The 23,755-nt window shown below is 55.6% G+C and carries 22 protein-coding genes and 1 riboswitch; of the genes, 12 read left to right on the top strand and 10 right to left on the bottom strand.

Translation table 11 applies throughout. The features are described 5' to 3' along the window. Positions 1–9: 9 nt before the first annotated feature. A complete protein-coding gene (dinG, locus tag MUU46_RS17870; RefSeq protein WP_258966211.1) occupies positions 10–2,160 on the bottom strand; it encodes an ATP-dependent DNA helicase DinG in 2,151 nt (716 codons plus the stop codon). 103 nt (positions 2,161–2,263) lie between these two features. Continuing rightward, positions 2,264–3,664 (bottom strand): ATP-dependent RNA helicase RhlE, encoded by a 1,401-nt coding sequence (gene rhlE / locus MUU46_RS17865; protein WP_159754119.1) that lies wholly within the window; start codon positions 3,662–3,664, stop codon positions 2,264–2,266. A gap of 233 nt (positions 3,665–3,897) precedes the next feature. Between rhlE and cecR the strand changes: the two genes are divergently transcribed. From cecR to MUU46_RS17840, 5 genes are read left to right on the top strand one after another with little or no spacing between them, the layout of a single operon-like run. Beyond that, the gene (gene cecR / locus MUU46_RS17860; RefSeq protein WP_258966210.1) at positions 3,898–4,566 is read left to right on the top strand and encodes a transcriptional regulator CecR; all 669 of its coding nucleotides are present in this window, start codon (positions 3,898–3,900) and stop codon (positions 4,564–4,566) included. A gap of 4 nt (positions 4,567–4,570) precedes the next feature. After that, positions 4,571–5,566, top strand: a complete 996-nt coding sequence (gene hlyD / locus MUU46_RS17855) for a secretion protein HlyD (RefSeq protein ID WP_258966209.1) — start codon at positions 4,571–4,573, stop codon at positions 5,564–5,566. After that, positions 5,559–7,298, top strand: coding sequence for an ATP-binding cassette domain-containing protein (locus MUU46_RS17850; RefSeq protein WP_258966208.1), 1,740 nt, complete (start codon positions 5,559–5,561; stop codon positions 7,296–7,298). The genes hlyD and MUU46_RS17850 overlap by 8 nt, the downstream gene beginning before the upstream one ends. Then, positions 7,288–8,421 (top strand): ABC transporter permease, encoded by a 1,134-nt coding sequence (locus MUU46_RS17845; RefSeq protein WP_159754131.1) that lies wholly within the window; start codon positions 7,288–7,290, stop codon positions 8,419–8,421. Before MUU46_RS17850 ends, MUU46_RS17845 begins: the two co-directional genes overlap by 11 nt. A gap of 9 nt (positions 8,422–8,430) precedes the next feature. Then, on the top strand, positions 8,431–9,537 hold the full coding sequence (locus tag MUU46_RS17840; protein ID WP_159754134.1) for an ABC transporter permease: 1,107 nt from the start codon (positions 8,431–8,433) through the stop codon (positions 9,535–9,537). A 34-nt stretch (positions 9,538–9,571) separates the two neighbouring features. Here MUU46_RS17840 and MUU46_RS17835 read toward each other — a convergent pair whose 3' ends face one another. Next, positions 9,572–9,973 carry a YbhQ family protein gene (locus MUU46_RS17835; RefSeq protein ID WP_159754137.1) on the bottom strand — a complete coding sequence of 134 codons (402 nt, stop codon included), beginning with the start codon at positions 9,971–9,973 and terminating at the stop codon, positions 9,572–9,574. A gap of 131 nt (positions 9,974–10,104) precedes the next feature. On the opposite strand from MUU46_RS17835, the gene MUU46_RS17830 reads away from it, so the two are divergent. Genes MUU46_RS17830 through MUU46_RS17820 form a run of 3 tightly spaced genes read left to right on the top strand, consistent with a single transcriptional unit; the run spans position 10,105 to position 13,066 of the window. After that, positions 10,105–10,866 carry an endonuclease/exonuclease/phosphatase family protein gene (locus tag MUU46_RS17830; protein ID WP_258966207.1) on the top strand — a complete coding sequence of 254 codons (762 nt, stop codon included), beginning with the start codon at positions 10,105–10,107 and terminating at the stop codon, positions 10,864–10,866. Further along, positions 10,863–12,104: a cardiolipin synthase ClsB gene (clsB, locus tag MUU46_RS17825; protein WP_258966206.1), complete on the top strand. Its 1,242-nt coding sequence runs from the start codon at positions 10,863–10,865 to the stop codon at positions 12,102–12,104. The genes MUU46_RS17830 and clsB overlap by 4 nt, the downstream gene beginning before the upstream one ends. Next, on the top strand, positions 12,104–13,066 hold the full coding sequence (locus tag MUU46_RS17820) for a lysylphosphatidylglycerol synthase domain-containing protein (RefSeq protein WP_258966205.1): 963 nt from the start codon (positions 12,104–12,106) through the stop codon (positions 13,064–13,066). The genes clsB and MUU46_RS17820 overlap by 1 nt, the downstream gene beginning before the upstream one ends. Positions 13,067–13,114: 48 nt before the next feature. Here MUU46_RS17820 and MUU46_RS17815 read toward each other — a convergent pair whose 3' ends face one another. The 6 genes from MUU46_RS17815 to moaA all read right to left on the bottom strand — a co-directional run bounded on the left by MUU46_RS17815 (position 13,115) and on the right by moaA (position 16,615). After that, the gene (locus MUU46_RS17815) at positions 13,115–13,819 is read right to left on the bottom strand and encodes a Bax inhibitor-1/YccA family protein (protein WP_159754149.1); all 705 of its coding nucleotides are present in this window, start codon (positions 13,817–13,819) and stop codon (positions 13,115–13,117) included. Positions 13,820–13,897: 78 nt separating this feature from the next. Further along, positions 13,898–14,350, bottom strand: a complete 453-nt coding sequence (moaE, locus tag MUU46_RS17810; protein ID WP_258966204.1) for a molybdopterin synthase catalytic subunit MoaE — start codon at positions 14,348–14,350, stop codon at positions 13,898–13,900. A 2-nt stretch (positions 14,351–14,352) separates the two neighbouring features. After that, complete coding sequence (gene moaD, locus MUU46_RS17805; RefSeq protein ID WP_159754155.1) at positions 14,353–14,598, bottom strand: molybdopterin synthase sulfur carrier subunit; 246 nt, start codon at positions 14,596–14,598, stop codon at positions 14,353–14,355. Then, positions 14,591–15,076 (bottom strand): cyclic pyranopterin monophosphate synthase MoaC, encoded by a 486-nt coding sequence (gene moaC, locus MUU46_RS17800; protein WP_159754158.1) that lies wholly within the window; start codon positions 15,074–15,076, stop codon positions 14,591–14,593. Before moaC ends, moaD begins: the two co-directional genes overlap by 8 nt. 3 nt (positions 15,077–15,079) lie before the next feature. Then, a complete protein-coding gene (moaB, locus tag MUU46_RS17795) occupies positions 15,080–15,592 on the bottom strand; it encodes a molybdenum cofactor biosynthesis protein B (RefSeq protein ID WP_159754161.1) in 513 nt (170 codons plus the stop codon). Positions 15,593–15,625: 33 nt separating this feature from the next. Further along, entirely contained in the window at positions 15,626–16,615 is a 990-nt protein-coding gene (moaA, locus tag MUU46_RS17790) for a GTP 3',8-cyclase MoaA (RefSeq protein WP_159754164.1), read from the bottom strand. After that, positions 16,601–16,732: riboswitch (molybdenum cofactor riboswitch) on the bottom strand. It overlaps the preceding gene by 15 nt. Before the next feature lie 224 nt (positions 16,733–16,956). On the opposite strand from moaA, the gene yvcK reads away from it, so the two are divergent. From yvcK to pmrB, 4 genes are all read left to right on the top strand, one after another. Further along, entirely contained in the window at positions 16,957–17,865 is a 909-nt protein-coding gene (yvcK, locus tag MUU46_RS17785; protein WP_258966203.1) for a uridine diphosphate-N-acetylglucosamine-binding protein YvcK, read from the top strand. Between the two features lie 133 nt (positions 17,866–17,998). After that, the gene (gene eptA, locus MUU46_RS17780; RefSeq protein WP_258966380.1) at positions 17,999–19,639 is read left to right on the top strand and encodes a phosphoethanolamine transferase EptA; all 1,641 of its coding nucleotides are present in this window, start codon (positions 17,999–18,001) and stop codon (positions 19,637–19,639) included. Next, positions 19,640–20,311: a two-component system response regulator PmrA gene (pmrA, locus tag MUU46_RS17775; RefSeq protein WP_159754170.1), complete on the top strand. Its 672-nt coding sequence runs from the start codon at positions 19,640–19,642 to the stop codon at positions 20,309–20,311. Beyond that, complete coding sequence (pmrB, locus tag MUU46_RS17770; protein ID WP_258966202.1) at positions 20,312–21,388, top strand: two-component system sensor histidine kinase PmrB; 1,077 nt, start codon at positions 20,312–20,314, stop codon at positions 21,386–21,388. It abuts the gene before it with no gap. A gap of 304 nt (positions 21,389–21,692) precedes the next feature. Here the strand turns inward: pmrB and uvrB are convergent, their stop codons facing one another. After that, complete coding sequence (uvrB, locus tag MUU46_RS17765; protein ID WP_258966201.1) at positions 21,693–23,708, bottom strand: excinuclease ABC subunit UvrB; 2,016 nt, start codon at positions 23,706–23,708, stop codon at positions 21,693–21,695. Positions 23,709–23,755 lie beyond the last annotated feature (47 nt).

The following is a 23,755-nucleotide window of genomic DNA, read 5'->3' as shown; positions in this document are numbered from 1 at the left end:
CCGCGAACATCAGCGTCGCTTCCGCCGGGTCGGCTTTGTTGTGCTTTTGCTTTTTACTATACCTTCTGGCGCCTCCGGTTGCTCTATAGGAAACACCGGTAAGGCATTAAGCAACCTCGGCCCGTAATTTTTGGTCAGCAGACGCTTGTCGTAAATAATCACTTCGCCCCAGCAGCTGTGGCTGCGGATCAAACGCCCGACCTGCTGAATGAGGTTAAACGAGGCGCTCGGCAAGCTTTGCACTTCAAACGGATAGCGGTTCAGGCTTTTCAGCCATTCGCCCTCGGTGATAACCACCGGGCTGTCGATCGGCGGAAAGGCAATTTTGTGGATGTGAACCTGGCTGAGCAATTCGCCTTTCAAATCGAGCCCTTCGGCAAACGACTGCAGACCCACCAGCACGCTGCGTTCCCCGCCTTCTATCCGCTTACGATGAAGCTCTACCAGGCGATAGCGCGGCTGATCGCCCTGCACCAGCAGTAGCAAACGCAAATCAGGTACGTATTCCAGAAAACGTTGCATCGCGCGCCCGCTGGCAAACAGCACTAACATTCCGGGGTGTTTTTTGGCCTCGACCTGCTCGCGGAAATAGGCCGCCATTTCCGCCAGATGCTGCTCTTCGTTATCCATCGACGGCTCGACGCTCATCCGTGGAATGATGATTTTTCCCTGCTCGACGTGATTAAACGGCGAGTCGAGGGACACAAAACGGTCGCCCGCTTTTTCCTTCAGGCCGCTCATCTCCTGCAAGCGCGAGAAGCTGTTCAGCGAGCGCAGCGTGGCAGACGTCACGACGATATGCGGCACGCGCCGCCAGAGTAATTTTTCCAGCTGGTCGCTGACACGAATCCCCACGCAGTGGAACCAGACGTGCAGCTGGCCGTCGCGCTGGTCCCTTGTGGCCCATTTAGTGACCGGCGCACCGGAGGCCTGAACCATCGCCGAGAGCTTCCACAGCTTGCTTTGCGCCTCGAACATCCCCAACGCACGGTTCATTTGCAACAGCACGCGGTGCAGACGCACAATGTCGTGCGAGCCGGTTTTTTCACTGAGATCGTTGAGAAACAGCTCCGATAGTCCGCGCAGCATTTCGGTGAGTTTGGCCAGCCGCTGGCAATGCGCCATGATTTCGTCCGGTAATTCGCCCATCGCGAAGCGGTGCTCGGCTTCCGGCCCGGCAGGCATGTACAGACTGAGAATGTTGTTCAGAGAAACGATGTGTTCCTGCAGCTCGTCACAATGCTCTTTGAGGCGTTCGGGCGCGGCCAACGGCGGGAAGGTTTTCGGGCGAAACTGCTCCATGCAGGTCGCCACCAGCTTGATGAATAAATCCAGCTGCAGGCGATACCAGGAGGCGGTGATTTCAGCGCTCATCTGCAGCGCGTCGCGGGCAACATCCGGCAAATGGTGGCCTTCATCCAGCACCAGCAGCAGATTTTTGGCTTCCGGCAGTACCGCCTCGCTTTCCATGGCTGCCATCACCAGCGCGTGGTTGGCGACCACCACTTCCGCCTCCTGAATTTCACGGCGGGCCACGAAGAAAGGACATTCGCGGTAGTAGTGACAGTTGCGGTTGAGGCAGCTGGCTTTATCCGTGCTCATGCGGCTCCAGAGCGCGTCGTCGATAGCCTGATCGGTATGATCGCGCAAACCGTCCCATTTGTAGCTGTCCAAATCGGCTTTCAGCTTCGCACAACGCTTCTGTTCTTCTTTGTTGTTCGGCGTCAGTTCGTCGTCGAGAAACGCCAGCAAATCCTGATGCGTCGGCTCGCTGCTGGATAGCGCGGTCAGATTTCGTGGGCACACATAGCGCCCGCGGCCAAAGGCGGCGGTAAAGCGCAGATCGGGAATAATTTTTTTCAGCAGCGGCAGATCTTTGCTGTAGATCTGATCCTGTAAGGCGACGTTAGCGGTGCTGATCACCAGCGTTTTTTGTTCTTCACGGGCAATGGCGATGCCGGGAATCAGATACGAAAGGGTTTTACCGACGCCGGTCGGAGCTTCAATAGCCAAATGCCTGCCTTCATCGCCGGCGAGCGTTTTCGCCACATCGGCAATCATCTGCCGCTGCGGTGCCCGGGGGATAAAATCAGGGATCTGTTCCTGGAGCGCTTTATACCATGACGCGATTTGCGCCTTTAGCGCGGCGGTGAGTGCCATCTGAAAGTCCGAATACTGTATAAACAGCCACTATTCTGGCACTTTCCGGCGGCATGAGCAAAAAAAATGGCCGCCGAAGCGACCATTCTTGTTATTACAGCGATTACTGCGCCGCAGCAGGCTTGCGCGGACGACGACGACGCGCAGCGCCATCAGCGGCTTTGCGCGGCTGGTCACCTTCGCTACGACGCGACTGACCGTTTCCGGCAGCCGGTTTATCACTGCGGCGAGCCTGACCGTTTCCGGCTGGTTTGTCGCTGCGACGCGCCTGGCCACCGTCATTACGACGTGGCTGGCCCTGACTCTGACCACCGCGACCGCCACGGCCCTGACGACCGTTCTGAATCGGCTCCGCCTGGATGCTTGGGTCCACTTCGTAGCCTTCAACGGCGATACGTGGGATCTCTTTCTTCAGCAAACGCTCAATGTCACGTAGCAGTTTGTGTTCATCAACGCACACCAACGACAGCGCTTCACCCGTGGCCGCAGCACGTCCGGTACGACCGATACGGTGCACGTAATCTTCAGGCACATTCGGCAGCTCGTAGTTCACGACGTGCGGCAGTTCTTCGATATCCAGACCACGGGCGGCGATGTCGGTAGCGACCAGCACGCGCAGGTCGCCGGATTTGAAGTCAGCCAGTGCACGGGTACGCGCGCCCTGACTCTTGTTACCGTGAATGGCGGCGCTGCGAATGCCGTCTTTATTCAGCTGTTCAGCTAAGTGGTTCGCGCCGTGTTTGGTACGGGTAAACACCAGCACCTGTTTCCAGTCGCCTTCGCCGATCATCTGAGACAGCAGTTCCCGCTTGCGTTTCTTATCAACGAAATGCACGTGCTGGGTAATCTGCTCGGAAGCCGTGTTGCGACGCGCCACTTCTACTTCAAGCGGGTTGTGCAGCAGCTTGGATGCCAGGCCTTTAATTTCATCAGAGAAGGTCGCGGAGAACAGCAGATTCTGACGCTTTGGAGGCAGCTTCGCCAGCACGCGACGGATGTCGTGGATAAAGCCCATGTCCAGCATGCGGTCGGCTTCATCGAGAACCAAAATTTCGACTTTATCGAGGCTCACCGCGTTCTGGTGTTCGAGATCGAGCAGACGACCAGGGGTCGCGACCAGTACGTCCACACCGCTGCGCAGTTTCATCATTTGCGGATTGATGCTTACGCCACCGAAAACCACCAGCGAACGGATATTCAGGTATTGGCTGTATTCACGTACGTTCTCGCCCACCTGAGCCGCCAGTTCGCGGGTTGGGGTGAGGATAAGTGCACGGACCGGACGACGGCCTTTAGCATGGGGTTCTTTCTGCGACAGCAGTTGCAGCAGCGGCAGGGTAAAGCCTGCGGTCTTACCGGTACCGGTTTGGGCACTGGCCATCAGATCGCGGCCCTGCAGCACGGCAGGAATAGCTTGTTGCTGGATAGGGGTTGGCTGACGATAACCCTGCTCTTCGACTGCGCGCAGGATCTCGGCGTTCAGGCCAAGGGTTTCAAAAGACATAACAACTCCGAACCGCCCCGACCATGACAGGTATCGTTTTCAGGGTGATAGTGATAATACGAAAAGACAAAAACGATAATGTCAGCAAGAGGCGGAGTGTAGCAGTTTTTGTGACGCACCGCATAAAATATCCCGCATCTCTTTTTCTACGAAACAATTTACCGCCCGGCATGGACACGGTGAAAAATCAATCATACTCTTAATCAATCGATTGATTAATTTTTAGAGACACCATGAATACCACGCCAATCACCAGCAAAGGTGAACAGGCCAAAAACCAGCTGATTGCCGCGGCGATCGCCCAGTTTGGCGAATATGGCCTGCATGCCACCACCCGTGATATTACCGCGCTGGCCGGACAAAATATCGCCGCGATCCCCTATTACTTCGGCTCGAAAGAGGATTTATACCTCGCCTGCGCCCAGTGGATCGCTGATTTTATCGGGGTCAATTTCCGCCCGCACGCCGAGGCCGCCGAAACGTTATTGCACGAGCCCACGCCGGATCTCACGGCGATTCGCGCACTGATTCTGCAAGCGAGCAAAAATATGATCCTGCTGCTGACCCAAGATGAAACGGTCAGTCTCAGTAAATTTATTTCCCGCGAGCAGCTTTCGCCCTCACCTGCCTATCAGCTGATCCATGACCAGGTGATTGCCCCGCTGCACGGGCATTTGACCCGACTTATCGCGGCGTATACCGGACGGGATCCGGCAGATACGCAGACCATTTTGCACACCCATGCGCTGCTCGGTGAAATTCTTGCCTTTCGTCTCGGTCGGGAGACTATCCTGCTGCGCACCGGCTGGACCCAGTTTGACGAACAAAAAGCGGATCTGATTTTTCAGGTCATCACCTGTCATATCGATCTCTTGCTAAACGGATTAACGCAAAGGAGCTGAAGTTATGAAGAAACCCATCGTCGTCATTCTGGCGGTCATCATTATCATTGCCGCGATTGCCGGAGGAACGCTCTGGTACCAGAGCCGACAAGACACCGGCCTGACGCTGTACGGTAACGTTGATATTCGTACCGTGAATATGAGTTTCCGCGTCGGCGGTCGTTTGCAGGCGTTGCAGGTGGATGAAGGCGATGCGGTGCAGAAAGGACAAACGCTCGGCGAAATCGACCATGCCCCTTATCAAAATGCGCTACTGCAGGCCAAAGCCAACGTAGCGGCGGCGCAGGCGAAATACGATTTGCTGCTGGCGGGCTATCGCGATGAGGAAATCGCGCAGACCGCCGCCGCGGTACGCCAGGCGCAGGCTGCTTACGCGTATGCGCAAAACTTTTATCAGCGCCAGCAAGGTCTGTGGAAAAGTCGCACTATTTCTGCCAACGATTTAGAAAACGCCCGTTCGTCCCGCGATCAAGCTCAGGCCACGCTGAAATCCGCACAGGATAAACTCAGTCAGTATCACGCCGGTAACCGTCCGCAAGAAATTGCCCAAGCCAAAGCCAGCCTCGAACAGGCTCAGGCGCAGCTGGCACAGTCACAGCTGGATTTGCAGGACACGACCCTGCTCGCACCGTCCGACGGCACTATCCTGACCCGCGCCGTGGAGCCAGGCAGCATGCTCAATGCAGGTAGCACCGTATTGACGCTGTCGCTCACGCGTCCGGTGTGGGTGCGCGCGTACGTAGATGAAACCCATCTTAATCGCGCCAGGCCTGGCCAAAAACTGCAGCTGTATACTGACGGCCGCCCGGATAAGCCGTATCACGGCAAAATTGGCTTCGTCTCGCCGACCGCAGAGTTCACACCGAAAACCGTCGAAACGCCGGACCTGCGTACCGATCTGGTGTATCGCCTGCGCATTATTGTGACGGATGCCGATGATGCGCTGCGCCAGGGGATGCCCGTCACCGTGAAATTCCCGGAGGGAGAGACGCATGAGTGAAGCGGGGATCAAGCTCGACGGGCTTATCAAACGCTTTGCTGGCATGGATAAGCCTGCGGTCGCGCGGCTGGACTGCACCATTCAATCCGGGTATGTCACCGGGCTGGTTGGCCCTGACGGCGCGGGGAAAACCACGCTTATGCGCATGCTGGCCGGGTTGTTAAAACCCGACGAAGGTCAGATAAGCGTGATTGGCTACGACCCTATCCACGACAACAGCGCGCTGCACGCGGTGCTCGGCTATATGCCGCAAAAATTCGGGCTATATGAAGACCTCACGGTGATGGAAAACCTGACGCTGTACGCCGATTTGCGCAGCGTCACCGGTGAGGTGCGGGAAAAAACCTTCGCCCGGTTGCTGGAGTTCACCTCGCTCGGTCCGTTCACCGGCCGGCTGGCGGGCAAACTTTCCGGCGGCATGAAGCAAAAATTAGGTCTGGCCTGCACCCTGGTCGGCGAACCGAAGGTATTACTGCTGGATGAGCCCGGCGTCGGCGTCGACCCGATTTCACGTCGCGAGCTGTGGCAGATGGTGCACGAACTGGCGGGCGACGGGATGCTGATTCTGTGGAGTACCTCGTATCTCGACGAAGCTGAACAGTGTCGGGACGTGCTGCTGATGAACGAAGGCGAGCTGCTGTATCAGGGCGAACCGAAAGCGCTGACCGACACCATGCGCGGGCGCAGTTTCCTGATGAATAGCCCGGCGGAGAATAACCGCAAGCTACTGCAACGGGCGCTGAAACTGCCGCAGGTCAGCGACGGCATGATTCAGGGCCGTTCAGTGCGCGTTATTCTCACCAAAGACGCAAATGCCGACGTTATCCGATCGACAGACGGGATGCCTGAAATCGAGATTATCGCAACAACTCCGCGCTTTGAGGATGCATTTATCGATTTGCTCGGCGGCGCGGGGACGTCCGAATCCCCGCTGGCGGCGATTCTGCATACCGTTGACGGTACGCCGGGCGAAACGGTGATTGAAGCTAAAGCGCTGACCAAAAAGTTTGGTGATTTCGCGGCTACCGACCACGTGGATTTTGCCGTCAAACGCGGTGAGATTTTCGGCCTTCTCGGCCCCAATGGCGCGGGCAAATCGACCACCTTTAAAATGATGTGCGGGCTGCTGGTGCCCACGTCCGGTAAAGCACTGGTGCTGGATATGGATTTGAAAGTCAGCTCCGGCAAAGCGCGTCAGCATCTGGGTTATATGGCGCAAAAATTCTCGCTGTACGGCAACCTGACGGTAGTGCAAAACCTGCGCTTCTTCTCCGGCGTGTATGGCCTGCGCGGCAAAGCGCAGGCTGAAAAAATCGAACGCATGAGCGACGCCTTCGGCCTAAAAAGTATTCGTGACCACGCCACCGACGATTTGCCGCTCGGCTATAAACAGCGGCTGGCGCTGGCCTGCTCGCTGATGCACGAGCCGGATATTCTGTTTCTCGACGAACCCACTTCCGGCGTCGACCCGATCACCCGCCGTGAATTCTGGCTGCACATCAACAGCATGGTGGAAAAAGGCGTCACGGTGATGGTCACCACCCATTTTATGGATGAAGCAGAATACTGCGACCGCATCGGGCTGGTGTATCGCGGCAAGCTGATCGCCAGCGGCACGCCGGATGACCTCAAAGCCCAGGCCGCCGATGCCGAAACGGCTGACCCGACGATGGAGCAGGCGTTCATCACCCTGATTAACGACTGGGATAAGGAGCATCATGATGTCCGGTAGCGTTTTGTCCTGGCGGCGCGTGCGGGCGCTATGCGTGAAAGAGACGCGGCAAATCATCCGCGACCCCAGCAGCTGGCTTATCGCAGTGGTGATTCCACTGTTGCTGCTGTTTATTTTCGGCTACGGGATTAACCTCGATTCCAGCAAGCTGCGGGTGGGCATTTTGCTGGAACAACAAAGCGAGGAGGCGCTGGATTTCGCACACGCGATGACCGGGTCACCGTATATCGACGCCACAATCAGCGACAACCGCCAGGATCTTATCCAAAAAATGCAGGCCGGTCGCATTCGTGGCTTAGTGATTATTCCGGTGAACTTCGCCGCGCAGATGGCGCGTGAGGGCGATACTGCACCGGTGCAGGTGGTAACTGACGGCAGCGAACCCAATACTGCGAACTTTGTGCAGGGTTACGTGCAGGGCATCTGGCAAATCTGGCAAATGCAACGGGCGGAAGATCGGGGCGAAAAGTTTGAACCGCTAATAGACGTGCAGATGCGCTACTGGTTTAACCCGGCAGCCATCAGCCAGCACTTCATCATTCCTGGCGCGATCACCATCATTATGACGGTGATCGGTGCGATCCTGACGTCACTGGTCATCGCCCGTGAATGGGAGCGTGGCACCATGGAAGCGCTGCTGTCGACGGAAGTGACCCGCGCGGAACTGCTGCTGTGCAAACTGATCCCCTACTATTTCCTCGGCATGCTGGCGATGGGCCTGTGCATGTTGGTGTCAGTGTTCATTATGAACGTGCCGTTTCGCGGTTCGCTTCTGGTGCTATTTTTCATCACCAGTCTGTTTTTACTGAGCACGCTCGGCATGGGACTGCTGATTTCTACCATCACTCGCAATCAGTTTAACGCCGCTCAGGTGGCCCTGAATGCCGCCTTCCTGCCGTCGATTATGCTGTCCGGGTTTATCTTCCAGATAGACAGCATGCCCGCCGCCATCCGCGCGGTGACCTACGTAATTCCTGCACGCTATTTCGTCAGCACCTTGCAAAGCCTGTTCCTCGCCGGAAATATTCCGGTGGTGCTGTTCATCAATACGCTGTTTTTGATTGCCTCGGCGGTGATGTTTATCGGCCTGACGTGGCTGAAAACCAAGCGTCGGCTGGATTAGGGAGATGTTATGTTTCATCGTTTATGGACACTGATCCGCAAAGAGTTGCAATCACTGCTGCGTGAGCCGCAAACCCGCGCGATCCTCATCGCGCCGGTGCTGATTCAGGTATTACTGTTCCCGTTCGCCGCCACGCTGGAGGTGACCAACGCCACCATCGCCATTTACAACGAAGACAGCGGCAAGCACGCAGTGGAGCTGACCCAGCGTTTCGCCCGCGCCAAAGCATTTACCCACGTATTGTTGCTGCACAGCCCGCAGGAAATTCAACCGACTATCGACACGCAGAAAGCACTGCTCCTGGTGCGCTTCCCGACGGATTTTTCGCGCAATATCGACAGCGGACACACCGCACCTATGCAGTTGCTGCTCGACGGGCGTAACTCCAACAGTGCGCAGATTGCGGCGAACTATTTGCAGCGCATCGTTGAGGATTATCAGCAGGAACTGATCGACGGAAAGCCGAAACCGAATAACAGCGAACTGGTCGTGCGCAACTGGTACAACCCGAATCTGGATTACAAATGGTTCGTGGTGCCATCACTGATTGCGATGATTACCACTATCGGGGTGATGATTGTCACCTCGCTGTCTGTTGCCCGCGAGCGCGAGCAAGGTACGCTCGATCAGCTGCTGGTATCCCCGCTCGCCACCTGGCAGATCTTCGTCGGCAAAGCAGTCCCGGCACTCATTGTCGCCACCTTCCAGGCCAGTATCGTGCTGGCGGTCGGGATTTTCGCCTATCACATTCCGTTCTCCGGATCGCTGCTGTTGTTTTACTTCACGATGCTGATTTACGGGCTGTCACTGGTAGGATTTGGTTTGCTGATTTCTTCGCTGTGCGAGACGCAGCAGCAGGCGTTTATCGGGGTGTTTGTGTTTATGATGCCGGCGATTTTGCTTTCGGGTTACGTGTCGCCCGTGGAGAATATGCCGGTATGGCTACAGAATGTGACATGGATTAACCCGATTCGTCACTTTACGGATATTACCAAGCAGATTTACCTAAAGGACGCCAGCGTCGATATTGTCTGGCAAAGCCTGTGGCCGCTATTGGTGATAGCGACCACGACCGGTTCGGTGGCGTACTGGACGTTCAGGCGTAATGTTGCGTAAGGGATGCCATGCGTCGGGCGGCGATTATGCCGCCTTAGTGCCAGCGGAAGGTTTTAGCGGCGCGCTTTTTCTCTTTAATCAGTAAGGAAAGCAGCGCAGGTCCGGCAAGGATCACAACGGCCGCCAGGCCCAGTAGCAAGTGGTTTTGCACCACGCGGGACAACAGCCACAGGACAATCACCGCCGCGCCAAAATACCAGGTGGTGGTGAGTTCTTCAAGAAAATCACCGATGTCGCGCCAGCGCTCTTCGTGATGACGTTGCAGGAAAAGCATCAGGACAACCGTCACGGCATAAAGCGCGCACAGCCCCAGTCCTACCTGGACCAGTGTGCCGCTCATCCATCCCATTACCAGAACTGCAACAACCAGCAAATGCGAAATAATCTGCCAGCAGCTCAGGCCAGTTACGACACGAATTTGTTGTTGCCACTTCATGTCTTGTCTCCAGAAGCATATTCAACTGTTAATTAGAGTACCGGACTTTACGGAAAATTCCGTAACACCGCACCTTTTTGTGACGGCTACTACACTATTTCATTCAGGACAGTGATGCGGACAGGAGAAATATGAATCAGCCGTCGCGACATTTTTCATTGAAAATTTTGACTATCAACACACACAAAGGTTTTACCGCCTTCAATCGCCGCTTCATTTTGCCCGAACTCCGCGATGCGGTGCGGGCCGTCGGAGCCGATATCGTCTGCCTGCAAGAGGTGCTTGGGGCGCATGATGCCTGGTCTCTTCGCGTCGAAAACTGGCCGAACACCAGCCACTACGAGTTTCTCGCCGATACGCTGTGGAGCGATTATGCCTACGGACGCAATGCGGTGTACCCGGAAGGCCATCACGGGAATGCGGTGCTGTCACGCTTTCCGATTGAGCATTTTGAAAACCGCGATATTTCGGTCGGGGAAAGTGAAAAACGCGGGCTATTGTACTGCCGTATCGTCCCGCCAGAATTGGCGACACCGGTTCACGTCATCTGCGTGCATCTGGGACTGCGTGAAGCCCACCGCCAGGCGCAATTAACGATGCTGAGCGACTGGGTGAACAGCCTGCCCGCAAATGAGCCGGTAGTGGTGGCTGGAGATTTTAACGACTGGCGCCAGCGCGCCAACAGCCCGTTACAACAGCAGGCCGGACTCGAGGAAATTTTCACTGCCGCAAATGGACGCCCGGTGCGTACTTTTCCGGTGAGCTTTCCACTGCTGCCGCTGGACCGGATCTACGTCAAAAATGCCCAGGCAACCCACCCGGCCGCGCTCCCGCTTCGGGAATGGCGACACCTTTCTGATCATGCGCCGCTCAGCGCGGAGATCCACTTATGAAATGCGGCTGGCGTGAAGGTAATCAAATTCAGCTCCTGGAAAACGGCGACCAGTTTTACCCGGCCGTATTCAGCGCGATTGAGAATGCTGAAAGCAAAATCATTCTCGAAACCTTTATCTGGTTTGAAGACAGCGTCGGCTGGGAGCTTCACGAAGTCTTGCTCAACGCCGCCCGGCGCGGGGTGAATGTTGAAGTGCTGCTCGACGGCTACGGTTCGCCGGACCTCAGCGATAAGTTTGTGAGCGAACTGACCATGGCGGGCGTGGTGTTCCGTTATTACGATCCGCGCCCTCGCCTGTTCGGCATGCGCACCAATCTGTTCCGACGGATGCACCGCAAAATTGTCGTGGTGGACGCCGTGGTGGCCTTTGTTGGCGGAATTAACTACTCCGCGGAACACATGACCACGTATGGCCCGGAGGCCAAACAGGATTACGCAGTGCGCGTGGAAGGCCCGGTGGTGGAAGACATTCTGCAATTCGAGCTGGAGAATCTGCCCGGCAATGCCGAAGCCCGACGCTTCTGGCGTCGCCGCCATCGTCCGGAAGAAAATCGCACCCCCGGTGAAGCGCAAACGTTGTTTGTCTGGCGCGACAACAATGAACATCGCGATGATATTGAACGTCACTATCTGAAAATGCTGGCCAATGCGCGTCGGGAAGTGATCATCGCCAATGCCTATTTTTTCCCTGGTTATCGGCTGCTGCACGCGATGCGTAATGCCGCGCGGCGAGGGGTGCGGGTCAAACTGGTGGTTCAGGGCGAGCCCGATATGCCGATTGTGAAAGTCGGGGCGCGGCTGCTGTATCGCTACCTTTTGAAAGGCGGCGTGCAGATTTTCGAATATCAGCGTCGGCCGCTGCACGGCAAAGTGGCGCTGATGGATGATCATTGGGCGACGGTAGGCTCCAGCAATCTCGACCCGCTGAGCCTGTCTCTGAATCTGGAAGCCAACCTTATCGTTCACGACCGGGCGTTTAACCAGACGCTGCGCGACAATCTCAGCGACATTATTGCGCAAGACTGTCGGCAGGTGGACAGCTCGATGGTACCCAAACGCAGCTGGTGGAATCTCAGTAAAAGCGTTCTGGCGTTCCACTTTCTGCGCCATTTCCCGGCGATGGTCGGCTGGCTGCCCGCCCATACACCGAAACTGGCCCAGGTCAGCCCGCCGGTGCAAAATTCGCTTGAAACCCAGGACCGCATCGACCCTGAGAATCCGGGAGTGAAACCCTAATGAGCCACTCTCACCCTCGCTGGCATTTGGCGAAAAAAATCCTGACGTGGCTGTTCTTTATTGCGGTTGCGGTGCTGCTGGTGGTGTATGCGCAAAAGGTCGACTGGCAGGAGGTGTGGAGCGTCATTCGCGACTACAACCGCACCGCCCTGCTCAGCGCCGTTGGGCTGGTTGTCATCAGCTATCTGCTGTATGGCTGTTATGATTTGCTCGGCCGGGCATACTGCGGTCACCGGCTGGCAAAGCGCCAGGTAATGCTGGTGTCGTTCATTTGCTACGCCTTTAACCTGACGCTCAGCACATGGGTCGGCGGCATCGGCATGCGCTATCGCCTCTATTCGCGACTTGGCCTCCCAGGCAGTACCATCACCCGCATTTTCTCACTCAGCATAACCACCAACTGGCTCGGCTATATTCTACTCGGCGGGGTGATTTTCACTATTGGGATGGTCGATTTGCCTGCACACTGGTACATCCGCGATAGCACGCTGCGGATTATCGGCGGCGTGTTGTTGCTGATGATTGCGGCCTATCTTTGGGCCTGTGCGTTTGCCCGGCGCCGTCATATGACCATCAAAGGGCAAAAACTGGTGCTGCCGTCGTGGCGATTTGCTCTTCTGCAAATGCTGATTTCCAGCACCAACTGGATGGCGATGGGCGCGATTATCTGGCTGCTGCTCGGTCAACAGGTGAACTACTTCTTCGTGCTGGGTGTGCTGCTGGTGAGCAGTATCGCCGGGGTTATTGTGCATATCCCGGCAGGAATTGGCGTGCTGGAGGCCGTGTTTATCGCGCTGCTGGCTGGGGAACATACCTCACAAGGAACGATAATCGCCGCACTGCTGGCGTATCGAGTGCTCTATTTCTTTATTCCGTTGGCGCTGGCGACGGTGGGATATTTATTGCTGGAGAGCCGGGCGAAGAAGCTAAAGGCGAAAAATCAGAAGGCGATGGCGGAGTAAAATTCAGGAGTAGGCCCGGCAAGCGTATGCGTCGCCGGGCACCACAAATTAACGGCGGTTGCCCATGATGCGCAGCAGCATCAGGAACAGGTTGATGAAGTCGAGATACAGCGTCAGCGCACCCAGGATCGCGTATTTACGCAGGTTGCTGCTGTCACTGGTGTCAATCTGCTCACCAATCGCTTTCAGTTTTTGGGTGTCGTACGCCGTCAGGCCCACAAACACCACCACACCAATATAGGTCACGGCCCACATTAGCGGTGTGCTCTTAAGCCAGATGTTAACCAACGACGCCAGAACGATACCAATCAGCGCCATAAACAGCATTTTGCCCATGCCGGTCAGGTCACGTTTGGTGGTGTAGCCGTACAGGCTCATCCCACCGAACATCCCCGCAGTCACGATAAAGGTGCTGGCAATGGAGCTATAGGTATAGGCGATAAAAATACTGGAAAGCGTGAGTCCGGTTAGCGCCGAATAGAGCATAAACAGCGTGGTCGCCATGCCCGCGCTCAGGCGCTGAACCATGCCGGAAAGCACAAATACCAGGCCCAACTGAGCGATGATCAGCCCAAAGAACGTGATTTTGCTGGAGAAGACAAACATCATCACTGCCGGGGTGTTTGCTGCAAACCACGCAACGAACGCAGTCAGCAGCAGCCCGCAGGTCATCCAGCCGTAAACCTGCGCCATGTAGGTCTGCACGCCAGAGCGTGACTGCACAATTGAATTGGGACGCGAGTATCGGTCCATGATGGAACCCTCAGATTAAAGGTGTGTGTTCATTAAGCGTATCACAAGCGCAATACACGCATGTCCTAAAAACAGGCATTACCAGCGCTTGGCCGCTTCCTGGTCGCTCTCTCGAGACTCGACCCAGCGCTCGCCTTCCGGCGTGGCTTCGCGTTTCCAGAACGGGGCGCGGGTTTTCAGATAATCCATGATGAATTCCCCGGCGGCAAACGCGCTACCTCGGTGCACGCTGGTGACACCAACAAAGACAATTTCTTCGCCCGGCCACATTTCGCCGATGCGATGAATGACCGACACGCGTCCTAACCGCCAGCGCCCACGGGCTTCTTCAACGATTTCAGCCAGCGCTTTTTCGGTCATGCCTGGGTAGTGTTCCAGCATTAATGCGCTGACGCTGTCGCCGAGATTATGATTACGGACTTTACCGGTAAACGTCACTACCGCGCCGTCTTCATCGCGCTCGGCAAGCCAGGCGTATTCGGTGCCGACGTTAAAGCGCGCAGTTTCAACGCGAATCAAAGTTTCGCTCATGATCAGCCTCCCGTCACCGGTGGGAAGAACGCCACTTCATCCCCGTCAGTGAGCGGATGATCGGCGCTCACCAGCGTCTGATTGACCGCTGTCAGCAGTTTGCCCTCTTCCAGCGCCAGCGCCCAACGAGAACTCTGCGCCGCTAACTGCTGACGCAGTTGTTCCACGGTTTGCGCATCGGTGTCCAGCGTCAGACCATCGGTGCCCACCAGCTCGCGAACCTGGGCGAAAAATAAAATTTTAATCATCAGCATCAACCCTGAAATCACCGGATTTACCGCCACTTTTCGCCAGCAGGCGCAGCGGGCCAATCACCATGTCCTTTTGTACTGCTTTGCACATATCGTAGATGGTCAGCGCGGCGACCGAAGCAGCCGTCAGCGCTTCCATTTCGACGCCGGTTTTACCGGTCAGGCGGCACAGCGATTCGATACGCACCCGGTTGTGTTCCGGCTGCGCCTGTAAATTGACTTCCACTTTGCTGAGCATCAGCGGATGACACAACGGGATCAAATCCCAGGTGCGTTTTGCCGCCTGAATACCGGCGATACGTGCGGTGGCGAAAACATCACCTTTGTGATGACTGCCATCGATAATCATCGCCAGGGTTTCCGGCAACATGGTGACAAAGGCTTCAGCGCGCGCTTCGCGAACGGTCTCCGCTTTGGCGGACACGTCCACCATATGGGCTTCACCGGCGGCGTTAATGTGCGTCAGTTGAGACATGGCTTATTTCTTCAAATGAGGGTGGAAATTACACGGGCGCGTGCGCGCATCGAGCTGCGGCGCAATGATATTTTCCCATGCGGTGCGGCACGCTTTGGTCGAGCCGGGCATGGCAAAAATCAGCGTATCGTTCGCCATCCCGGCGACGGCGCGGGATTGCAGCGTGGAGGTGCCAATTTCTTCAAACGACAGCATACGGAACACTTCACCAAAGCCCTGGATCTCACGGTCAAACAGCGGCAGCAGCGCTTCAGGCACCTGATCGCCATCGGTTAATCCGGTTCCACCGTTAATCAAAATCACTTGTACGTCGTCGCTGGCAATCCAGGCAGAAATTTGGGCGCGAATGACGTAGCGGTTCTCTTTGACGATAGTTTTTTCGACCAGGGTGTGGCCCGCTTCGTGCGCGCTGTCGCGCAGATAATGGCCGGACGTGTCGTCCTCTTCGCCGCGACGGCTGGAGACGGTAAGAATAGCAATGCGGGTCGGGATAAATTCAGCACTCACCTGACTCATGATAAACCTCCTTATTCAATATTCAGTTACGGCTCAGCCGCCGATATATGAGAGATTCTGAGTAATACCGGTCTGGCCCTGATGCAGGAAATGGGTCTGCTTTTTCTGCGCCAAAGCGGCAGAAATACGCGCTTCAAGCTCAGGCTGCTGAGCGTCTTCGGCAAGCAAATCGCGAAGATCGACCCCGCCATCGCCAAACAGGCACAGGTGCAGTTTTCCGGTAGAGGAGACGCGCAGCCGGTTGCAGCTGGCGCAGAAGTCTTTTTCATACGGCATGATAAGCCCGATTTCCCCGGCGTAATCAGGGTGACAGAAGACCTGTGCCGGGCCGTCGCTGCGGCTGCGAATCTGATGGATCCAGCCGCGTTTGAGCAGCTCATCGCGCAGCACCATGCCGGAAATGTGGTGTTTGCGGAACAGATCGCTGCCCTCACCGGTCTCCATAAGCTCGATGAAACGCAGTTGAATCGGACGCGGTTGGATCCAGGCCAGGAAGGTGTCGAGCTGGTGATGGTTAACGTCGCGCATCAGCACGGTATTAACCTTCACTTTGGCAAAACCGGCGTCAAAGGCGGCGTCGATGCCGTCCATCACCTGCTGAAATTTGTCTTGTCCGGTAATGGCGTGAAACTGACGGGCGTCAAGACTGTCGACGCTGACGTTAACGTGCGTCAGTCCCGCATCGCGCCACTGCTGTGCATCACGGGCCAGGCGATAGCCGTTGGTGGTCACCGCAATCTGACGGATAGCGTCGTTTTCGCGCACGGTAGAAATGATGTCGGTAAAGTCACGACGCAGAGAAGGCTCGCCGCCGGTCAGGCGCACTTTTTCGGTGCCCATGGCGGTAAACGCCCGGGTCACGCGGCGCACTTCATCGACGGAAAGAAAGCCGTTATTACTGACGGGGCCCGGCTTGTAGCCATCGGGCAGACAGTAGGTGCAGCGGAAGTTGCACACGTCGGTAATCGACAAACGCAAATAGTAAAACTTGCGTGCGAATGCATCGGTAAGTTGTGGGGCCATACACCTTTCCAAATACGGGAGGCACAGTTATTTCTTTCTGTACCCTGGTGACATCGTCACGGCCAGAGCGCCATATCTACAGACTTAGGCACAAGGGCTAGAGTGTAGCTTCTGATTTTAAGAAGCGGGTTATGCCGATAGTAGCGCGTAAATGACAGTTTCGCCATTTCACCCTTTCGCTATATAATTTTATACATAACGAGCTGATCGTGCACTTTCGCTACAGAATACGCAAAAATCCTGCTTTTGCATTGATATGCGTCATTTTGACGGGATCCGACCATCGTCTTTTAGGGGTAGTTACGCTAAGGTAACAATGTCCGTCTCTGATAAGGAATACTATGCGCAATCGTACTTTTGCGGATCTCGATCGTGTTGTCGCGCTAGGCGGCGGGCACGGTTTAGGGCGAGTGATGTCTTCTCTCTCCTCGCTGGGTTCGCGCCTGACAGGTATTGTCACTACTACCGACAACGGCGGCTCCACCGGCCGCATTCGTCGCTCCGAAGGCGGGATTGCCTGGGGAGATATGCGCAACTGTCTCAACCAGCTCATCACCGAACAGAGCGTCGCGTCGGCGATGTTTGAGTACCGTTTTGGCGGTAATGGCGAACTTTCCGGGCATAACCTCGGAAATCTGATGTTAAAGTCGTTAGACCACCTGAGTGTGCGGCCCCTGGAAGCCATCAACCTGATCAGAAACCTGTTAAAAGTCGACGCGGCGCTGATCCCGATGTCGGAAGTGCCGGTGGATTTAATGGCTATCGACGACGAAGGCCATGAAATTTACGGAGAAGTGAATATTGACCTGCTGAAACTGCCGCCGCGCGAGCTAATGCTCTCGCCGTCGGTGCCCGCCACGCGCGAAGCGGTGCACGCTATTGCCGAGGCGGATTTGATTCTGATTGGCCCTGGCAGTTTTTACACCAGCCTGATGCCGATTATTCTGCTTGATGAGATGGCCCAGGCCTTACGCAGAACGCCCGCGCCGATGGTGTACATCGGTAATCTGGGCCGCGAACTGAGCCCGGCAGCGGCCAGCCTGACGCTGAAAGATAAACTCGCGCTGATGGAACATTACGTCGGCAAACCGGTTATCGACGCCGTCGTCGTCGGGCCGAAGGTCGATGTTTCCGGCATTGAAGACCAGGTCATCATTCAGGTGCCGTTGGAAGCCAGCGACATTCGCTATCGCCACGACCGTCATCTACTGCGCGATGCGCTGGAAAAGGCCGTTCAGGCGCTAGGTTAGCCCTGTTGTCCGGCGTGCAACCCTCGCCGGGCCTGCGTTGTCTGCCCACATTAAGGATAACCTTAATTTCTTAAGGTTGTCTTAAAACTCTCTTGTCATCATACCGTCATCTTATTCTGCCGGATGCCCAATGATGTCTCGACTTTCCCTTCGTCGCCCAGCGATGGGGCACGTTTTCTACCTGGCCCTGTTTGCCCTGTATATCTCGTTGTTCCTCAATATCAGCTTCTACAAACAGGCGTTTGCCCTGCTCCCTGTCGATTCGCTGCACAACGGTCTGGTGTACGCCACCATGCCCGTTGTGGCGTTTTGCGTCATCAATATCATCGTCACGCTGGCGTCCTTTTTGTGGCTCGACCGACTGTTAATCAGTCTGTTTATTCTGGTCAGCGCTGCGGCGCAGTATTTCATCATGACCTTTGGCGTGGTCATCGACCGCGCGATGATCGCCAACATCATTGACACCACCCCGGCAGAAAGCTTTGCCCTGATGTCGACCAAAATGGTGCTGACCCTCATGTTTTCAGGCCTGCTGGCAGTGATTATCGCCTGGTGGATCCGCGTGAAGAAGCCCCTGAGCGCCTGGCGCAGTATGGCGTTGCGCGTGGTCAGCATTGTGATTTCCGGCCTGCTGATTGTGCTTATCGCCCTGCTGTTCTACAAAGATTACGCGTCGCTGTTCCGCAACAATAAAGAACTGGTGAAATCCCTGAACCCGTCGAACAGCATCGTGGCGGTTAACTCCTGGTACTCGCACAATCGTCTCGCGCATCTGCCGCTGGTTCGCATCGGCGAAGACGCCACGCAGAAGCCAGTGATGAAAAATGGCCCGCGCCATAACCTGACCATTCTGGTGCTCGGTGAAACATCGCGGGCGGATAATTTCTCGCTGGGCGGCTACAGCCGTGATACCAACCCGCGCATGAAGCAAGACAACGTGGTCTATTTCCCGAATACCACTTCCTGCGGCACTGCGACGGCAATTTCCGTGCCATGCATGTTCTCGAATATGCCACGCGACCATTATGACGAGCAGCTGGCGCAGCATCAGGAAGGTTTGCTGGATATCGTGCAGCGAGCCGGAATAAACGTGCTGTGGAATGATAACGACGGTGGATGCAAAGGTGCGTGCGATCGCGTTCCGCATCAGGACATGAACCGTCTGAATTTACCCGGCCAGTGCATCGACGGTGAATGCTATGACGACGTGCTGTTTCACGGGCTGGAAGATTATATTAATCATCTGAAAGGCGACGGCGTCATTGTATTACACACCATCGGCAGTCACGGTCCGACCTATTACAATCGCTACCCGAAAAACCTGCGCACCTTTTCTCCGACCTGCGACAGCAATGAAATTCAAAACTGTTCGAAGGCGCAGCTGGTGAATACCTACGACAACACCATTGTTAACGTCGATTATATTGTCGATAAAGCCATCAAATTATTACAGTCGAAGCAGGACACCTTAACCACAAGCCTGGTCTATCTGTCGGATCACGGCGAATCACTGGGTGAGAACGGGGTTTACCTGCACGGGCTGCCGTGGTCTATCGCCCCGGATACGCAGAAACATGTCCCGATGGTTATCTGGCTGTCCGATGATTATCAGCAGCGCTATAAAGTGAATTATCAGTGCCTGAAAGACCATGCGAAAGCGAACCACTATTCGCAGGATAATCTTTTCTCTACCATGCTAGGCTTGGCGGGTGTGAGTACCAAGGAATATAAGGCGAGCGACGATATTCTGGCGCCGTGCAGAGGAGCAAATTAAATGAAAGTGTTGGTAGTAGAAGACGATTCATTATTGCTGCAAGGGTTAATCCTTGCGATGCAAAGCGAAGGCTATGTCTGCGATGGCGTGACGACGGCACACGAAGCTGCGCTCTGTCTCGCTAACGGGCATTACAGTGTGATCGTGCTTGATTTGGGCCTGCCTGATGAAGACGGCTTACAATTTCTGGCGCGTATTCGCCGGGAAAAAATCAGCCTGCCCGTGCTTATCCTTACTGCGCGTGACACCGTCGACGATCGCATCGCGGGCCTCGACACCGGGGCCGACGATTATCTGGTGAAGCCTTTTGCGCTTGAAGAACTCAACGCTCGGGTGCGCGCCCTGCTGCGTCGTCATAATAATCAGGGCGATAACGAAATCAGCATCGGCGATCTGCGTCTCAACGTGACGCGTCGTCTGGTCGCCCTCGGCGAAACCCAGCTTGAGCTTACGCCGAAAGAGTATGCCCTGCTCTCTCGCCTGATGACCAAAGCGGGCAGCCCGGTTCACCGCGAAATTCTCTATAACGACATCTATAGCTGGGATAACGAGCCGTCAACCAACACCCTTGAAGTGCATATCCACAACCTGCGCGACAAAATCGGCAAGACGCGCATTCGCACGGTTCGGGGTTTCGGCTACATGCTGGTGAAAACCAGTGAGGATGCGTAAATGAAACTGCCGTTCATTCGCGACGTGCAGTGGACCATGCGCCACCAGCTACTGCTGACCATCGCCAGTATACTGGTGGTGTGTCAGGTGATAAGCGTGTTCTGGCTGTGGCATGAAAGCCAGGAGCAAATTCAGCTGCTGGTGCAAAGCGCCATTCACGGGCATAACAACCACAAGCACATCGAACACGAAGTACGTGAAGCCGTTGCCAGCCTGCTGGTGCCGAGCATGCTGATCATCGGCCTGGCGCTGTGGATTTGCCTGCATGCGGTGAAGCGCATTACCCGACCGCTCTGGGATTTGCAGCAGGAGCTCAACAACCGCACGCCGGATAACCTGCAGCCGATTGAGCTGCCAAAGTCCGTCAGCGAAGTGGACGCGGTAATATCCGCCATTAATCAGTTAGTTGATCGTCTGAATCAAACGCTGGAACGTGAACGTCTGTTTACCGCTGACGTGGCACACGAACTGCGCACTCCGCTCGCCGGGCTGCGTCTGCATCTGGAACTGATGGCGAAATCGCACAGTATGATGGTTGACCCGCTGCTGCAGCGACTGGATCAGATGACGCAAAGCATTTCGCAGCTGTTACAGCTGGCACGCGTTGGCCAGTCGTTTTCTGCAGGTAGCTATCAGCGAGTGCCGCTGGTAGAAGAAGTGATCCTACCGATTCAGGGCGAGCTGGAAACGATGCTCAGCCTGCGTGGCCAAATATTGAGCCTGCCATCGGCAGACAACAAGGTGACGGTGTCGGGTGATGCCACGCTGCTTCGGGTGCTGTTACGTAATCTGGTGGAAAACGCGCATCGCTACAGCCCGGAAAACTCCACCATTACCGTGACCATTGAGGCAGGTTTGCTGGCCGTCGAAGACGAAGGGCCTGGAATTGATGAAGCGAAAAGCGGCGAACTCAGTAAAGCGTTCGTGCGAATGGACAGCCGTTACGGCGGAATTGGGCTGGGATTAAGTATTGTCACCCGCATCGCACAGCTGCATGACGCGCAGTTCTTCCTGCATAACAGAAAGCCAGGGCCTGGTGTGAAAGCGTGGATTAAATTCCCACGGCGTACGCGGTAATCAGTACGTCAGGACCCACTGGTGAAAGAAACCAATCACGATCAAAAAGGAAACGAGTACGGTCAGAGTGGTGACGAAATTATCTTTTTGCATGGCGCTATCCTCAGTAAAGAGAGGACAGTTTGGACTACGAAGATTAACGCAACATTAAGACATCCCCTTCATACTTCAAGTGACAGGTGCGTTGGCCGCGCCTGCTCACCCCAGTCACTGACTTATGTAAGCGCCTGGGGACTCACAGACTTACCGTCTGCCTGTAACTCGAATTATTGTAGAAATGCGTTCGGCGTGTAATATCAATAGATTACGATGCAGCGATAAACAGATCGCGCAGCTGATGCAGGCGGTCGCGCACCTCTGCCGCTTCTTCGAACTCGAGGTTCTGCGCGTGTTTCATCATCTGCGCCTCCAGCTCGTTGATTTTCTGCTGTAGCGCTTTCGGTGACAGTTCCGCAGCCTGCGTGACTTCTGCTGACTTCGACTTGCCTCGACCTTTACCGCGCGTTTTCGCCAGGCTCTGACCCAACGACAGAATATCAACAACTTTCTTGTTCAGGCCCTGCGGCACTATGCCATTTTCTTCGTTATAGGCCTGTTGTTTCTCACGACGTCGCTCGGTTTCACCCATCGCTTTCGCCATCGAGTTGGTAATTCTGTCGGCGTAAAGAATCGCCCTTCCATTGATGTTACGCGCGGCACGGCCAATGGTCTGAATCAACGAGCGCTCGGAACGCAGGAAGCCCTCTTTATCAGCGTCCAGTATCGCCACCAGCGAGACTTCTGGCATATCGAGACCTTCCCTTAACAGGTTGATCCCCACCAGTACATCAAACTCTCCGAGGCGCAAATCACGGATGATTTCCATCCGCTCGACGGTGTCGATATCGGAGTGCAAATAGCGCACACGCTCACCGTGCTCTTCCAGATATTCCGTTAAGTCTTCGGCCATCCGTTTGGTCAGCGTGGTGACCAGTACGCGTTCATTGATGGCGACACGCAGACGAATTTCTGACAGCAAATCATCCACCTGTGTCCCGACCGGGCGTACTTCGATAATTGGGTCCAGTAATCCCGTCGGGCGCACCACCTGGTCGACGATTTCATCACCCGATTTTTCAAGCTCGTAGTTGCCTGGCGTGGCCGACACATAAATAGTCTGCGGTACCAGGCTTTCAAACTCTTCAAACTTCATCGGGCGGTTATCCAGTGCCGACGGCAAACGAAAACCGTACTCTACCAGCGTCTCTTTACGCGCCCGGTCACCGCGATACATACCGCCAATCTGCGGCACGGTCACGTGGGATTCGTCGATAACCAGCAGGCCGTCGGCAGGCAGGTAATCAAACAGCGTCGGCGGTGGCTCGCCCGGACCACGCCCGGAAAGATAGCGCGAGTAGTTTTCAATGCCCGAGCAGTAGCCCAGCTCGTTCATCATTTCCAAATCAAACTGGGTACGCTGGGAAAGACGTTGCTCTTCCAGCAGCTTGTTATTTTCCAGCAGCACTTTGCGACGGTCGACCAGCTCAACTTTGATCTCTTCCATGGCTTGCACAATGCGCTCACGCGGCGTGACGTAGTGCGTTTTCGGGTAGACGGTAAAGCGCTGAATGGTTGATTCAAGATGGCCGGTCAGCGGGTCAAACAGCGACAGTCGCTCAACTTCTTCGTCGAACAGCTCCACGCGCAGTGCAATGTCGTCAGATTCCGCCGGGAAGATGTCGATAACTTCACCGCGCACGCGGAACGTGCCACGCTGGAAAGCCTGATCGTTACGGGCGTATTGCAGCTCGGCGAGACGACGCAGAATCGAACGCTGGTCGATTATCATTCCCACCGTCAGGTGCAGCATCATCTTCAGATACAGGTCCGGGTCACCCAGGCCGTAGATAGCGGACACAGACGCCACCACAATCACGTCACGGCGTTCAAGCAGTGCCTTGGTGGCAGAAAGACGCATCTGTTCGATGTGCTCGTTCACAGAGGCGTCTTTTTCGATAAAGGTATCTGAGCTTGGGACGTAGGCTTCCGGTTGGTAGTAGTCGTAGTAGGAGACGAAAAACTCGACTGCGTTTTCAGGGAAGAACTCTTTCATCTCGCCGTACAGCTGAGCCGCCAGCGTTTTATTCGGTGCCAACACCATCGTCGGGCGCTGAAGGTCAGCGATGACGTTAGCGATAGTAAACGTTTTCCCTGAGCCGGTTACGCCGAGCAGCGTTTGGTGCGCCAGACCATCTTCAAGCCCTTCTTCCAGACGACGAATGGCCTCAGGCTGATCGCCAGAGGGTTTGAAAGAGGAATGCAGTTTTAACGGTTTACTCATTAACGACAACCTGATGAAGGGGAAACGGGCAGACGATTAATTCTACT

Origin of the sequence: Scandinavium tedordense (assembly GCF_024764965.1) — a bacterium.
Taxonomy (GTDB): domain Bacteria; phylum Pseudomonadota; class Gammaproteobacteria; order Enterobacterales; family Enterobacteriaceae; genus Scandinavium; species Scandinavium tedordense.
Note: the sequence above shows the minus strand (reverse complement) of the source record. Positions and strands in the feature narration are given on the sequence as shown.